Raw genomic sequence first — 13,992 nt, forward strand, 5'->3', positions numbered from 1 at the left:
CGGGCACTCATGTGCCGGTTCTGGGCACCGTCTTCAAATTGACGCCGAACAACCGGCAGGCGTCGTCGAGCTGGGCCCGGGCCCGGGCGGCGGCCGCTTCGCGGTGCGACCGGTCGACCGGCTCGTGCGTCGCCAGCTCGGCCTCGGCGGCGCGGATGACGACCGCGGGCTTGGCCGAGCCGATGCCGTCCGCGGCGCCGGGAATGTTCTCGGCGAACAGCCACAGTAGGCGGGTGGTGGCCCGGTCGGTATCGGGAAGACGTTCGACGTGTTCCGCGATCCGCACGGCCGCCTTCAGGAAGTCGACGCGCGGGCTGAGCGCGCCGATGATGCGTTGTTCGAGGGTCCAGGTGGAGATCGCGAGCAGTCCGCGCACCGGCGAGAACCGGTCGGCGGCGAGCGCCGCGCACAGGTAGTACGGCCGTGCGAACGCGTTCATGCGGAACGAACGCTCCTCGTCGCGGCGCAGGCTGGTGAGCTTCGCGCTGTCGATGTCGCCGCCGAAGCACGCGTTGTACACCTGGGCGATCAGTTTCGGCGCCGCCGGCACGGCGAGCAGCGTGAGCGCGCCGTGCACCTGTTCGCGCAGCGGCAGCAGCGAGCCACCCTCCCGCGGCGCGGGGGCGTCGAGCGTTTCCGGAGCGAGCGCGTCCTCCCAGGCCGTCTCGAGTGCGCGTTGCTGCGCGCGGAGTGCGCGTTCGCGCGGCCGGTCGCCGGCGGCGCGGGCCTGCCGGACCTGCGCACGGAGCGCCGCGAGCTCGCGCTCGATCTCCTCCGCGTCATCGGTCATGTGCCGACCGTACGCCTCCCAGTAATTTCCAGCAATCCCCACTTGCATCCAGGAACGCCATTGCACGGCTCCGCTATTCTCCAGTAAATTCCACTAAACGCTCGGCGTCCGGTCTACTGGGGGAGGACGGCATGTACGACATCGCCGCTGTTGAGGTGGCACTGCGCGGGCTCCTGGCCGGCATGCCCGGCGAGGGCAAGATCGTCGTCCTGGCCGTCATGTCGGCCGGTCAGCCCGACGACACCGGCCGCCCGGTGCTGAGCAAGCGGGAGCGTGAGGTGGCCGGGCTCGTCCGCAAGGGCCTGACCAACCAGCAGATCGCCCACCGGCTCGGTATCACGTCGCACACCGTGAACCATCACCTGCGCGGGATCTTCAAGAAGCTCGACATCGTCTCGCGGGTGCAGCTCGCCGCGCTCGAGGTCCCGGAATGGGTCGGGTGAAGAGATGACTGCGGCCGACCTGGCCCCCGCGTACGGTCGGGAACTGTGACATCGGGGGTCGGTTGGTGGGCCGAGCCGCCGTCCGGCCAGGTCTGTTTCCTGGCTGACGTCGATCCGTCGTTGCTGAGCGTCGGGCTCGATCCCCTGCCGGCCGGCGCTCCGGCGATCGTCCGGTTCTGCCCGCCGCCGAGGCTGGGCGTCGGGCAGTACATCGCCACCTTCCTCGACGCGTTGGACCGCGCCGCGGACAGTCTCTTTCCTGCGTGGTTGCCCGGCGCCGAGCGCCTCGACGGTCCGTCGGCGCTCGGCATCGCGGCCGCTCGCGCGATCGCGGCCACCGTCTCGGCGCGCTCGGACCACTTCGGGCCGTTTCTCATGGCCGCGGCCGAGCGCTCCCTGCGGGGCGAAATGGCCGGCTCGGCGCACTTTCCGGCCGAGGTGCGTGCCCGCGGGCTCGGGCTCATCCTGGCCGACGCCTACCGGCGTTCGTCCGTCGCGATCCTGCTCGACGTGCCGGCCGGGCCAGGCTTGCACGCGCTCGTCGCCGCCGCGGAGTGGCTGGCCGAGCACGGGCGCTTCAGCGTCTGGATGGCCGGCGGCTCGCTGGGTGGCGTGGACCGGATACGAACGATCCGGATCACCCTGCCGCCCGAGCTGACCCGCCTGCCACCGGCCGAGGTCGACGGCGAGGAGCCCAGGCCGCCGCTGCTGACGTATCCGCCGCTGTCCGGCCGGCCCCGCGCCGACAGCCCGGCCGAGCAGGCGCTGGAGCGGGCACTGGCCCCGCATGACTGGGCCCGCGGGCGCCGCTGGAACGAGGAGCTCTCGTGGCACTTGCTCGGCAAGTCGTACCGCCTGGACCTGTACTGGCCCGGCGACGGACTCGTGGTTGAGGTCGACGGGGATGACCATCGCGGCCGCTGGAAGTACGCCGACGACCGCCTGCGCGACGCCCGGCTCCAACTGCTCGGGCACGCCGTTCTGCGCTTCACCAACGAGCAGGTCCTCGCGGATCCGTCCGCCGCGGCGCTGACGATCCAACGCCTGCTGCTCCTTCGCCGTACCCCTCTCACCCAGAAATGAGGCCTCATGCCCGCCGACGACGTCCCGAGCCTTACCCCGAACCAGATCCTCGCGCTGGTCGTCCTCATGTCGGAGGCCCGCGAGCTGAACAACAACGAGCTCAAGGAGCTGGCCGGCTTCTCCTTGACCGGGGCCGACAACACCAAGCTGGAGTCGAAGCTCGGCCTGGTGGCGACGGACCGTAGTCACCGGCCGTTCTCGCACTCGCTCACCGATCGCGGCTGGCGAGTCGTGCGCGAACTGCACACGATGGAGCCGCCGAAGGCGAGCAAGAGCGCCACCCGCACCCTCATCACCCTGCTCGGCAACATCCGCCGCGGGCTGGAGCAGTTGCAGACCAGCCACAGCGTGAAGATCACTGAGGGGGAGTTCTTCCGGCCTCTTGCGCCCGCCGGCGAGGTCGACGCCGAGCCGGTCGATGCGGGGGCCGACGTCGATGCCGAAGCCCGTGTGCGCGCGGTCTATGCCCAGCTTGCCGGACGGCCGGGGGAGTGGGTCGGGCTGGCCGATCTGCGCGACCAGCTCACCGAACTGAGCCGGGACGCTGTCGACGAGGCGCTGCGCTCGCTCCTGCGCCAGGACGGTGTCCGCATCATCCCCGTCGCCAACACGAAGGCGCTCGAGCCACGTGACCGCGCCGCCGCCCTGAGCATCGGCGGTGAGGACAGCCACGCCCTGTCGATCGGCCGGCCGTGATCAGCCGGGCCGCGCGCGCGGCGCTGGAGGCACTGCACTTCAACCCCGCCCCGACCCCGGACGACATCTGGCACTCGTCGCCGTACGACGTGCCGGAGCTGCACGAGAAGTCGGTCCGCGAGATCCTCAGCGGCGTCCAGCGAGCCCGGCGCAGCGACACCACGACCCCGCTCGCGGTGGCGCTGCAGGGCCGCGCCGGCTCGGGCAAGACGCACCTGCTCGGTGCCGTGCGGGAGACGATCCAGCGGGCCGACGGTGGCGGGTACTTTTTCCTGGTCAACATGATCAGCGGCCGGAACTTCTGGGAGAGCACCGTCCAGGGCATCATCAGCGGGCTCAGCCGGGATGCCTTCGGCTGGGGCACGCAGCTCAAGACGTTCCTGCGCCGGCTGACCCCGCAGCTCGGCCTCACCCCGGAGGTCCGGGACGCGGTCGCGGGGCAGACGCCGGTGACCCGCCCGCAGCTGGACGCCTTCATCGCCGGACTCCGGCGGTTCGATGCTGTCACCGGGCGCGAGTGCCAGGACACCGCCCGGGCGCTCGTCCTGTTCAATTCGCCCGACTTCGAGCACCAGGACATCGGCCAGGCCCACCTGATCTCGGAACCTCCGGAGCCTTCGGACCGCACCGACTGGGGATTCACGGCCGCCACGCGGAAGCCGGCCGAGGTGGTGGCCGACATCTCCCGGCTCATCGCGCTGACGCTGAGCCCGAGCGTGATCGCGATCGACCAGCTCGACACGTTGTTCGCGCAGACCAGTAACACCTTCTTCAAGCGCGATCAGGGACTGGACGAGGAGCTGCACGCCGTGGTCGGTCCGATCGCGGACGGACTCCTGACGCTGCGCGACATCACCCAGCGCACCCTGGTGGTGATGTCCTGCCTGCCCGACACGTGGGCGCTGTTCGAGCGCAGCACGGCCGGCCCGGTGACCCAGCGCTTCCGGGCGACGGTCCTGCACGACCGCATCGACAGCGCCGAGATCGCCCGGGCCATCGTCGAGAAGCGGCTGACGAAGACGTACGCCGAGTATCACGTGCCGAGTCCATACCCGACGTGGCCCATCCGGCCCGAGGCCTTCGACGACGCGCGCGACTACACTCCGCGGGCGCTCCTGCGCCGGGTCGAGGAGCACCTGCACCGGTGCCTGATCGAGGACGAGATCGTCGAGCTGAGCCGCTTCGACGAAAACCTGCCGCCCCTCCCGCCGCCGGTCACCGGCGACCTGGCGCCGCTCGATGCGATGTTCCAGGAGCTGGTCGCCTCCGCCGACGTCCACGCGGCGCTCGACCATCTCACCGAGGACATCGAGATGCCGCCGCTGCTCGCGGCCGGGATCAACGCGTGGATCGGCGAGCAGTCGCCGACCGGCGCGGTGTTCAAGCAGGACCCGCAGCCGGGAGCCAAGCCCGCGCTGCACGGGCGGCTCATCCAGGTGCTCGACGAGACGACCGAGAACGAGGCGCATTGGGCCATCCGGGCCATCGCGCACCCCAACGCCCGCGCGGTGACCACGCGCATCAAGAACGCGTGCGTCATGTCCGGGCTCGATCTCGCCGTGCCGCAGCGGCGGCTCGTGCTGCTGCGGCGGGGCGAGTGGCCGACCGGTGCGCGTACCAAGGAGACGATCGACAAGTTCATCGCGGCCGGCGGAATCTGGCACCGGATCGACGACGCCGATCTCAAGGTGTTCGACGCGCTGCGGCGCATGCAGGCAGTTCCGAACGCCCTGTTCGGCGAGTGGCTGGTCTCCCGCAGACCGGCGAGCAGGACCGAGCTCTTCGCCGCGCTGTTCGGCGAGCATCAGCCCGCGTCCCCGCCTTCGATCCCCGCCGTGCCGCAGCAGCAGGAGCCGCCGCCGGACGGCCGGACGATTCGGCTCGGCAAGGTCATTGAGGACGAGGCGCCGTTCGTCGTCGACCTGGAGTCGCTGCGCCGGCACACCGTCGTGTTCGCGGGCTCCGGCTCCGGCAAGACCGTGCTCATCCGGCGGCTCGTGGAGGAGTGCGCTCGTCAGGGCGTGTCCTCGATCGTGCTCGACCCCAACAACGACCTGGCGCGGCTGGGGGACCCGTGGCCCGAGCCGCCCGCCGGCTGGGGACCCGGCGACGAGGAGCGGGCGCGGGACTACCTCGAGCACACGGACGTCACGGTGTGGACGCCCGCCGTCAGCGGGGGCCGGCCGTTGAGTTTCCAGCCACTGCCGGACTTCACGCCGGTGCGGGACTCGCCGGACGAGTTCAATCAGGCGGTCCGCGCGGCGGTAGAGGCGCTCGCGCCGCGGGCCGGCGTCGGGGGCACGACGAAGCTCGCCCAGCAGGGCAAGGCGGTGCTCAATGAGGCGCTGCGGGCTTACGCGCGCGGTAACAAGGTCGGTCTCGAGGGCTTCACGGACTTCCTGGCGGATCTGCCGGACGACGTGAGCCGGATGGCCAGGGCCGGCAAGCTCGCCAATGACCTCGCCGAGACGCTCAAGGCAGCGATGGTCAACGATCCGCTGTTCGGTGGGCGGGGCGCGTCGGCGGATCCGGCGGTACTGCTGACTCCTCCCGAGGGCAAGCGCGCTCGCGTGTCCGTGATCAGCTTCATCGGGCTGATGTCCGACGAGGAGAAGCAGGGCTTCGTCAACCAGCTGCAGATGGCACTGTTCACCTGGCTCAAGCGCAATCCGGCCGGAGATCGGCCGCTCGGCGGGCTGTTCATCATGGACGAGGCGCAGACACTGGCACCGGCTACGGGCACGACCGCTTCGACGGCGAGCACGATCACGCTCGCATCGCAGGCGCGCAAGTACGGGCTCGGGCTCGTCTTCGCCACCCAGGCGCCCAAGGGGCTGCACAACCAGATCTCGGGCAACGCCACCACGCAGTTCTTCGGGCTGCTCAACGCCCCGGCGCAGATCGACGCGGCGAAGGAGCTGGCGCAGGCCAAGGGCGGGAGGCTGCCGGACATCGGGCTGCTCGGCAGTGGACAGTTCTACGCGGCGGGCGAGGGCTTCTCGTTCGTGAAGGTCCGGACGCCGCTGTGCCTGACGCACCACCCGAAGGCGCCGCTGTCACCCGAAGAGGTCATCGAGCGCGCTCGCCGCTGACCGGGGGTGGCGCGCAGGGGTGCAGATAACTGCACCCCTGCTCGGGAAGCAGCCTCAATCCGGTCGCCACACAGATCTTTTACCGTGAATGCATGTCACGGGAAACGGGGCCGGCGCTCGAGATCGCCGGGCTGACCAAGCGCTTCGGGGACAAGGTCGCCGTCGACGCGATCGACCTCGCCGTGCCCAAGGGCTCGTTCTTCGGGCTCGTCGGGCAGAACGGGGCCGGCAAGACGACGACCCTCTCGATGGCGGTCGGGCTGCTGCGCCCCGACGCCGGGTCCGCGCGCATCTTCGGCCGGGACGTCTGGGCGGAGCCGGCCGCGGCCAAGGCGCTCGTCGGCGTGCTGCCCGACGGCCTCGCGATGCCCGAGCGGCTGACCGGGCGCGAGGTCCTGACGTATCTCGGCCTGCTGCGCGGGATGCCGCGCGACGTCGTGGACCAGCGGGCGCAGGAGCTGCTGGCGGTGCTCGAACTGGACACCGCCGGGCGCACGCTCGTGATCGAGTACAGCACCGGCATGCGCAAGAAGATCGGACTCGCCACCGCGCTGCTGCACGCGCCGCGGCTGCTGGTGCTCGACGAGCCGTTCGAGGCCGTCGATCCGGTGTCGGCCGCGACCATCAAGACCATCCTGCGCGGGTTCGTCGCCACCGGCGGGTCCATTGTGCTGTCCAGCCACGTGATGGCGCTGGTCGAGCAGCTGTGCGACCACGTCGGCGTGGTCGACGACGGCAAGGTCGTCGCGGCCGGGCCGCTCGATGCGGTGCGCGGCGCGCGGACGCTGGAGGAGACGTTCGTCGGGCTGGTCGGCGGGGAGCGGGCCGGGATGGGCAAGGAGCTGTCGTGGCTGTCGAACTGACCATGGCGCAGATGAAGCTCGCGGTCATGCGCCACGCGTACCGCGGCCGGCGCGCCCAGACCGCCGGCACCGGCGCGACCATCGGGCTCGTGCTCGCCGCCGGGACCGCCTTCCTCGGCTACCTCAGCCCCGACTACCTCGCCGCCGGGCTCGCCGTGTGGCTGCTCGGCTGGGTGCTCGGCCCGGTGTTCATGGGTGGCGGCGACGAGACGCTGCGCCCCGAGCACTTCGCGATGCTCGGCATCTCGCCCCGGCGCCTCGCGGCCGGCCTGCTCACCGCGTCCTTCGTCGGCGTCGCGCCGCTGGTGTCGCTGGCCGCGCTCACCGGGCTGATCGTGGCCGGGACGCGGATCGGGGTGGTCGGCACGCTGGTGGCGGTACCGGCGATGCTGCTGCAACTCGCGGTCTTCGTGCTGCTGTCGAAGATCTCGGTGGCCGTGGTCGGCGTCGCCCTGCGCAGCCGGGTCGGCGCGATCGCCGCGGGCGTGATCAACGGCGTCGTCCTCAGCTCGCTCGGCCAGATCTGGGTGTTCATGATCGCGTTCGGCGTGTCGGGCACCCCGGCCGTGGTGTGGTACCTCCCCTCGGCCTGGGGTCTGCTCGCCGTCCGGGGCGAGTGGTGGGCGCTGGCCGCGCTGGCGGGCCTGGTGCTGCTCCTGCTCGGCCTGTGGGCGGCGCTGCTCGGCCGCCGGGCCGGTCGCCCGCGGGTCTCGGGTCGCGCCCGGCGCCCGATCGCCGCGTCCACCGCGGCCGGGGCCGTGGTCGCCAAGGAGCTGCGCACCTGGTCGCGCGATCTGGTCCGCAACCACCAGCTGGCCTTCTCGCTCGCCTACGGCCTGTGGTTCGCCGCGAGCCCGCTCGTCATCGGCTGGAACGGGATGCTGCCGTACGCCGGCCCGATCTTCATCGTCATGGCGGCCGGGATGGCCTCGAACCTGTACGGCACCGACGGCACCGCACTGTGGCTCACGATGATGAGCCCGGGCGCGACCGACGTCCGCGGCCGCCAGCTCGCGTGGGCCGCCACCCAGGGCGCCGTCGCGATCGTGCTGACCGTCGTGTGCACCGCGATCGTCGGCGGCCCCTGGCCGCTGGTCCTCGCCCTGCTGCCGGCCCTGCTCGGCGGCGCGGCCGGCCTGGTGCCGCTGGTGTCGGTCTACGCGCTCGTCCCGGCCACGGACCCGCGCCGCCGCTCGGGCAACCCGCTGCGCACGAGCGAGGACGAGGGCGGGCTGACCGGCCTGGCGTACCTCATGCTGGCCCTCGTCCTCGCCACCGGCCTGCCCGCGGGCCTGGCCGCCCACTGGCTCGGCTGGGTGGGCGTGCCGGTGGGCCTGGCCACGGGCGCGCTGTGCTATTGGCTCTTCGGGCGCCTGGCCGAGGCCCGGCTGCGCACCCACGGCCCCGAGCTGCTGGAGACCATGCGCACCGGCCGCAAGCCCGTGACGGGCACGTCGATGCGCCGCTTCGAGGAGCTGTCGGCGGTGCAGAAGAACGTCGCCGGCGTGGGCTTCGGCCTCGGCGCCATCCCGCTGTTCCCGCAGGGCGTCGTCGCGCTGGGCTTCGTGCTCGCCGGCCGGGCGGACATGTCGTGGTTCCTGGCCACCTACCTGCCCGGCCCGTGGAACGCCGCCGTGGCGGTCGGGTTCATCCTGCTGGGGCTCGGGCTGTACGGATCCGCCCTGTGGGTCCTGCGGAAGCGGCCAGAACCTGACCGCATCCCTGCGTAACGTCATCCGCGTCGACTTCTGCGATCAAGGATGGCCAAGATGACTCTCACCCCCGAGCGCTCCGACCTGCTGGAGTCCCTGGGTGCGGCCCGCTTCTTCCTCCGCAACACCGTCCGCGGCCTGACCGACGAGCAGGCGCGGCTGCGCCCGACGGCGAGCGAGCTGACCCTCGGCGGCCTGATCAAGCACGTGAGCGGCATCGAGCAGGGCTGGGCCCGGTTCGTCACCGAGGGCCCCGCGGCCGTGGCCGCGCCCGAGAACGAGGCCGGCTACGAGGAGTGGGCCAACGGCTTCAAGATGCTCGAGGGCGAGACGCTTTCGGGGCTGCTGCAGCGGTACGAGGAGATCGCCGCCCAGACCGATGACCTCGTGCGCACGTGTGACCTCGACGCCTCGCACGAGCTGCCGCCGGCGCCCTGGTTCAAGCCGGGCGCGCGCCGCTCCGCCCGTCGCGTGTTCACGCACATCGTCGCCGAGACGGCGCAGCACGCCGGCCACGCCGACATCATCCGCGAGTCCATCGACGGCCAGAAGTCCATGGGCTGACCCGCACCCGGCGCCAATCGCGGACTCGGTTGCGCAAAGTGATGGTAGAATCACGCAACGGCTCCGTTGAGGAGGGCGTCATGAGCGACGATGTGACGCGGCGCGAAGAGTCCGCCACCGTGCTGCCGGAGCGTGACGACGACGCCGTCAAGCGGCTCGAGCGGTGCGCCGAGGTGCCCGTCCGGCGGCACCGGCGGCGCGAGCACCCCGCCACCGACGAGCGCTGAACGTCACCCGCCGGAGGTGGCAACCCCCCCGGCGGGTGAGCGCTGAGCGACGGCCGGCCCACTGGTGGGGGCCGGCCGCCGCGAACGGTGGATGCTCAGAACTGCGAGTTCACGCTGATCAGGAAGCCGGTGTTGACCGGCGCCCCGGCGTTGGTGAAACAGTTGACGTCGCGGACCACGGTGTCCGGCGGGAAGTGGAACCACGCCGTGTTCAGGCCGCAGAAGTCCGACGTCGGGCCGGCCGCCGTCACCTGCACGGTGTCGGGCGTGACGGCCAGCTGCGGGAACTTCAGCAGCGACAGGCCCAGGCCCGCGGAGGCGATGCCGTTCGCGCCCGCGCCCAGCACCGAGTTGAAGTTCGTCGCGGCGGGGCCGAGCGGCGGGGCGTTCCACAGGTAGCCGAAGTACTTCGGCGGGATCTTCGCGCCGTAGAGGGAGGTCTGCCACTGGTACGTCAGCGTGAACCGCGTGTTGACGGGCGCCCCGGACGCGTCGAAGCAGCCGACGAGGACGGTCTGTCCCGCCGCGCCCGAGCTCCACTTGAAGACCTTGCACCGGGCCGCGGTCGCCGAGACGGCCGTCGCCTGCAGGCTGCCGTCGACCGGGCCCGGCGTCGCGAGGCCCGGGAACTTCACGAGCCACTGGCCGGGCGCGCCCGGGGTGACGGTGTTGGGCGCGCCCGCGGAGTTGAACGAGCTGACCAGGGCGCCGGTCGGCTGGGCGTCCACGTAGCCGAAGTGGCCCGTGATCGCGGCGGACGGCGGCGAGCTGCTCTCGAAGAACGCGGTGAACGGCGTGAAGTTGGGCGTGCCGCCGGCCTTGTAGCAGTCGACGTACACGATCTCGTCCACGCCGGACGGGCCCCACGTGTTCGCCTGGCACCAGTGCGGGATGTCGTTGATCGCGGTCACGTGTACCACGCCCCGCGCGGCGGCCGCGCCCGGGAACACGATGCGGTAGCGCCCGGGCGGGCCGGTCACGACGGTCGTCGCGGACGGGGTCGTGCCGGTGGCGACGGTGGCGGAGCCGTTCCACAGCACGAAGGCGAAGCGGTCGGGCATGGCCGCACTGGCGGGTGCGCTCCAGGCCAGGGCGCCGGCGGAGAGCGCCATCAGGAGTGTGGCCCCACGGGCCAGCAGTCTCATCATGGCGGAGATAGAAGCACGTGTATCTATCTCCTAGTGTCGGCTAGACTACACAGTGCAGCAAGGGTGATCGTGCCGGCCGTGATCGCGCCGAGCTCCGCCCATGGGACGGCGATCGGCAGCGGGCCCGTCACCCGCAGCCGCGTGAGCCACAGCCCACCCACCGCGACCAGCGCACACGGCGCGGCGAGGGCGATGCCGACGGCCACCGCCACGAGCACCTCCAGTAGCGCGATGCGCCGGACCTGCGAGCGCAGGGCGCCGAGCAGTCGCAGGGCGCGGCGCTCCCCGGCGCGGTCGGGAGCGGTCATGAGCAGCGTGTTCACGAGGCTCAGCGCGGTGTAGCCGAGCACGATCCCGAGCACCACGAACAGTCCGGTCCGGCTGGCGGTGGACGGCGGCGTCGGTGCGGATAAGTCCGAAAAAGCATTTCCCGCACCCACCAGCGCATCGGACGGACTGCCGACCGGCAGCTCCCCGATCACGCGCAGCGCGGCCGGCGTCCCGTCGGCGAGCCACACGTGCGCGGTCGAGCCGACCGGCAGTTGCGGGTCGCGGGTGACCATGATGGCGTCGTCGGGCACCCACGCGACCGCCGCCGCCGGACGCCGGATGAGCGCCGTGCCACCTGTACCGCGCGTTCCCGAAGCTCGGCGTCACCAGCCGCACACAGCTGGCCCGCCTGGACCTCACCCAGGACGGCGGCGGCCTTCAGGGTAGGTCGCGAAGGGGCGCCGTCGGCACCGCGATCCAGCCCTCGATCCGCGCGAGCCGCAGCTGCTCCGGCGCCGGTCGCGTCACGAGCCCGAGCGCCGCCGCGCGGGCCGTCAGCGCCGCGATCACCGAGTCGAACGCGTCGTGGCTGCCGCGCATCAGCGGCTCGAACGCGCCGAGGCCGAGCCAGGGGGCGGCGGCCAGCAGGGCGCCCACCGGCACGGAGCTCTTCCCCTTGTACCCCCGATGCGTCAACCCCCACCGCAAGAGCGACGCCGACGGGTAGGCCTCGACGATCCGACCGGCGCCGGAGCGGTCCACGTCCACGCCCCGCGCCGCGAGTGTCGACAGCAGCGCCGCGCACCGCATGGCCGCGTGCGCCAGCCGATCCGCCGAAACGCTCAGCGGAATGAGTCCGGGAATGGTCGCGCGAATGACCTCGTCGGTGGTGCGGTACACCATGCTCCGGCGCCAGGCGGCCCCGGAACCGACGACCGGCCGCCCCTCACCGTGCGCCACGATCATGCGCGTGAACGGCTCCGGCCAGCCGAGCGCGCAGTCGATCCCGGCCTTGTCCGACGCCGCCACGGCGTCCACGATCGCGGCGTCGTCGACGCCGAAGTGCAGCTCACGCACGGTGGCGCGGCCGGATTCCCACTCCAGCACCGCGAGCGCGGTCCGCTCGTCGGCGGCCGCGAGGTCCACGCCGACGGTCAGCACGCGGTGTAATTTACAGCGACTCTCGCCGATGTGACGTCACATTCCGTGGGCGCGTTGCAGGCTTGTTGCAGGCCGTTGACGCACATTTCGAAACCCGTCTACGGTCCCCGTTCAGGAATGCGCTTTCCCCTGAACGGAGGAGCAGATGCAATCCAGTCCCACGCGGCGGCGGGTGCGGCTCGCACTCGCGGCCGCGTCCGGCGTCGTCGCGGTGGCGGGGGTGACGCTGGTCGCCACGAACTCGGCCTCCGCGGCGACCGTCGACACCAGCGCGACGTACGTCTTCGTCAACCGCAACAGCGGCAAGGTCATCGACGTCTACAACTGGGCCACGAACGACGGCGCGCCGGTCAACCAGTGGTCGCGCAACGATCTCGCCGTCCAGCAGTGGAAGTTCGTCGACGCCGGCTCCGGCTACTACAAGATCAGGTCGGTGATGAGCGGCAAGGTCCTCGACCTGCCCAACGCCACCGACGGCCTGCAGCTCGTGCAGAACGCCGACAGCGGCTCGACGACCCAGCACTTCCGCCTGCAGGACTCGGCGAACGGGTACGTCCGCTTCGTCAACCGCCACAGCAACAAGGTCATCGAGGTCTGGGGGTGGTCGACCGCCGACGGTGCCAAGCTCGACGGCTACCAGAACCTCGACGGCGCCAACCAGCAGTGGCAGCTGGTCAAGCTCGGCGCGGGCGGCGGCAGCACCCCGACGTCGGGCGGCGGGAGCACCCCGACCGGCTCGTGGCCGAGCAGCACCGGCTCGGTCTCGGTGAGCGGCACGATCAAGGTGAGCGGCTCGCTCGACGGCGGCATGAAGCGCTATTGCTGCATCGGCGACGGCGGCCAGAGCGAGAGCCAGGACCCGATGTTCGAGCTCGCCGACGGCGCGACGCTCAAGAACGTCATCATCGGCTCGCCCGCGGGTGACGGCGTGCACTGCCTCGGCCGCTGCACCATCCAGAACGTGTGGTGGGAGGACGTGGGCGAGGACGCGGCCACGTTCCTGGGCACCGGCGGCGGCGACTCCTACGTGATCGGCGGCGGCGCCAAGTCGGCGACCGACAAGGTGTTCCAGCACAACGGCAACGGCACCGTGCACATCAGCGGCTTCTACGCCAGCGACATCGGCAAGCTCTACCGCGGCTGCGGCAACTGCACGAACCACTACGAGCGCCACGTGACCGTGGACAACGTGCTGCTGGACAAGACGAAGTACGTCGTCGGCATCAACACCAACTGGGGCGACACCGCCACGCTGACCCGGGTGACCGTCACGAACTCGTCGGGGATCCACGTCTGCGCCGAGTACACGGGCGTGGCGAAGGGCAGCGAGCCGAAGTACCTCGGTGACGGCATGGGCGACGGCCACTGCAACTTCAAGTCCTCGGACATCACCTACAAGTAGCCGGTCACGGCGGCGGGCAGTGCGAGCTGCCCGCCGCTCACCGTGAACGACTGCGGCGCATCGTCCTCGTAGAACCGCACGAACCCCGCGAACCCGACCTGATCCGCGTGCCGGGCGACGCCGGTGAGCAGGGCGTGCAGGGTCGGAAGTTCATCCGGGTGTACCTCCTGCAGAGCGGTCAGGGCCCACCCTTCCCCGCGCTCGGCCAGCTCGCCGACCACGGCCCCGCCCACCCTCCACGCGGCCCCGCGCTCGGCGAGCACCGGCTCGGGATCGAACGACCCGGTGAGCGGCAGGACCTCGGGTCGCTGGCCGAGCCCGAGGTGCCAGCGCAGCTCCGCCAGTTCGTCGCCGGGAATCTCCGCGCTCAGGTTGAGCGTCACCAGAATCTCGAACACGTCCGCCACGCCGCGCAGAATAGTGCAGCCCGGTTCCCACGCTGCCCATTCGCGCAGGCTGGCGCGAACGCGCACCGCACCGTCGGCGAGGTGCCCGTTCACGCGAATTCGCGCACTCCGTCGGCGGTGGCACGCGAGCCGGG

Annotated in this window: 14 protein-coding genes; 9 read left to right on the top strand and 5 right to left on the bottom strand. The window is 71.5% G+C overall.

Annotated elements, in window-relative coordinates:
• Positions 1-7 precede the first annotated feature (7 nt).
• Positions 8-856: a hypothetical protein gene (locus tag ACQP2P_RS02055; RefSeq protein ID WP_433612700.1), complete on the bottom strand. Its 849-nt coding sequence runs from the start codon at positions 854-856 to the stop codon at positions 8-10.
• 65 nt (positions 857-921) lie between these two features.
• Between ACQP2P_RS02055 and ACQP2P_RS02060 the strand changes: the two genes are divergently transcribed.
• From ACQP2P_RS02060 to ACQP2P_RS02095, 8 genes are all read left to right on the top strand, one after another.
• Positions 922-1,233 (top strand): helix-turn-helix domain-containing protein, encoded by a 312-nt coding sequence (locus ACQP2P_RS02060; protein ID WP_433612702.1) that lies wholly within the window; start codon positions 922-924, stop codon positions 1,231-1,233.
• A gap of 45 nt (positions 1,234-1,278) precedes the next feature.
• Positions 1,279-2,316, top strand: a complete 1,038-nt coding sequence (locus ACQP2P_RS02065; protein WP_433612704.1) for an endonuclease domain-containing protein — start codon at positions 1,279-1,281, stop codon at positions 2,314-2,316.
• Positions 2,317-2,322: 6 nt separating this feature from the next.
• A complete protein-coding gene (locus ACQP2P_RS02070) occupies positions 2,323-3,012 on the top strand; it encodes a hypothetical protein (protein ID WP_433612706.1) in 690 nt (229 codons plus the stop codon).
• Entirely contained in the window at positions 3,009-6,104 is a 3,096-nt protein-coding gene (locus tag ACQP2P_RS02075) for an ATP-binding protein (RefSeq protein ID WP_433612708.1), read from the top strand. The genes ACQP2P_RS02070 and ACQP2P_RS02075 overlap by 4 nt, the downstream gene beginning before the upstream one ends.
• A 92-nt stretch (positions 6,105-6,196) precedes the next feature.
• Positions 6,197-6,967, top strand: coding sequence for an ABC transporter ATP-binding protein (locus tag ACQP2P_RS02080; RefSeq protein ID WP_433612709.1), 771 nt, complete (start codon positions 6,197-6,199; stop codon positions 6,965-6,967).
• Positions 6,952-8,697, top strand: coding sequence for a hypothetical protein (locus tag ACQP2P_RS02085; RefSeq protein ID WP_433612711.1), 1,746 nt, complete (start codon positions 6,952-6,954; stop codon positions 8,695-8,697). Before ACQP2P_RS02080 ends, ACQP2P_RS02085 begins: the two co-directional genes overlap by 16 nt.
• Positions 8,698-8,736: 39 nt before the next feature.
• Positions 8,737-9,243: a DinB family protein gene (locus tag ACQP2P_RS02090; RefSeq protein WP_433612713.1), complete on the top strand. Its 507-nt coding sequence runs from the start codon at positions 8,737-8,739 to the stop codon at positions 9,241-9,243.
• Between the two features lie 80 nt (positions 9,244-9,323).
• Positions 9,324-9,470 (top strand): hypothetical protein, encoded by a 147-nt coding sequence (locus ACQP2P_RS02095; RefSeq protein ID WP_433612715.1) that lies wholly within the window; start codon positions 9,324-9,326, stop codon positions 9,468-9,470.
• A gap of 95 nt (positions 9,471-9,565) precedes the next feature.
• On the opposite strand, the gene ACQP2P_RS02100 is transcribed toward ACQP2P_RS02095, so the two are convergent.
• From ACQP2P_RS02100 to ACQP2P_RS02110, 3 genes are all read right to left on the bottom strand, one after another.
• Positions 9,566-10,618, bottom strand: a complete 1,053-nt coding sequence (locus ACQP2P_RS02100; protein WP_433612717.1) for a hypothetical protein — start codon at positions 10,616-10,618, stop codon at positions 9,566-9,568.
• A gap of 23 nt (positions 10,619-10,641) precedes the next feature.
• Positions 10,642-11,199 (bottom strand): FtsX-like permease family protein, encoded by a 558-nt coding sequence (locus tag ACQP2P_RS02105; protein ID WP_433612719.1) that lies wholly within the window; start codon positions 11,197-11,199, stop codon positions 10,642-10,644.
• 127 nt (positions 11,200-11,326) lie between these two features.
• Complete coding sequence (locus ACQP2P_RS02110; RefSeq protein ID WP_433612721.1) at positions 11,327-12,049, bottom strand: DUF429 domain-containing protein; 723 nt, start codon at positions 12,047-12,049, stop codon at positions 11,327-11,329.
• A gap of 145 nt (positions 12,050-12,194) precedes the next feature.
• On the opposite strand from ACQP2P_RS02110, the gene ACQP2P_RS02115 reads away from it, so the two are divergent.
• Positions 12,195-13,451, top strand: a complete 1,257-nt coding sequence (locus ACQP2P_RS02115) for a pectate lyase (protein ID WP_433612723.1) — start codon at positions 12,195-12,197, stop codon at positions 13,449-13,451.
• Here ACQP2P_RS02115 and ACQP2P_RS02120 read toward each other — a convergent pair.
• Positions 13,442-13,858 carry a hypothetical protein gene (locus ACQP2P_RS02120; RefSeq protein ID WP_433612725.1) on the bottom strand — a complete coding sequence of 139 codons (417 nt, stop codon included), beginning with the start codon at positions 13,856-13,858 and terminating at the stop codon, positions 13,442-13,444. The genes ACQP2P_RS02115 and ACQP2P_RS02120 overlap by 10 nt on opposite strands.
• Between the last annotated feature and the right edge of the window lie 134 nt (positions 13,859-13,992).

The sequence above is a fragment of the Dactylosporangium sp. CA-139114 genome (genome assembly GCF_050955725.1).
In the GTDB taxonomy this organism is placed as follows: Bacteria; Actinomycetota; Actinomycetes; order Mycobacteriales; family Micromonosporaceae; genus Dactylosporangium.

Coding starts and splice junctions, on each gene's coding strand:
- ACQP2P_RS02060 (WP_433612702.1), top strand. CDS start 922: ATGTACGACATCGCCGCTGTTGAGGTGGCACTGCGCGGGCTCCTGGCC.
- ACQP2P_RS02080 (WP_433612709.1), top strand. CDS start 6,197: ATGTCACGGGAAACGGGGCCGGCGCTCGAGATCGCCGGGCTGACCAAG.
- ACQP2P_RS02115 (WP_433612723.1), top strand. CDS start 12,195: ATGCAATCCAGTCCCACGCGGCGGCGGGTGCGGCTCGCACTCGCGGCC.
- ACQP2P_RS02100 (WP_433612717.1), bottom strand. CDS start 10,618: ATGATGAGACTGCTGGCCCGTGGGGCCACACTCCTGATGGCGCTCTCC.
- ACQP2P_RS02095 (WP_433612715.1), top strand. CDS start 9,324: ATGAGCGACGATGTGACGCGGCGCGAAGAGTCCGCCACCGTGCTGCCG.
- ACQP2P_RS02090 (WP_433612713.1), top strand. CDS start 8,737: ATGACTCTCACCCCCGAGCGCTCCGACCTGCTGGAGTCCCTGGGTGCG.
- ACQP2P_RS02070 (WP_433612706.1), top strand. CDS start 2,323: ATGCCCGCCGACGACGTCCCGAGCCTTACCCCGAACCAGATCCTCGCG.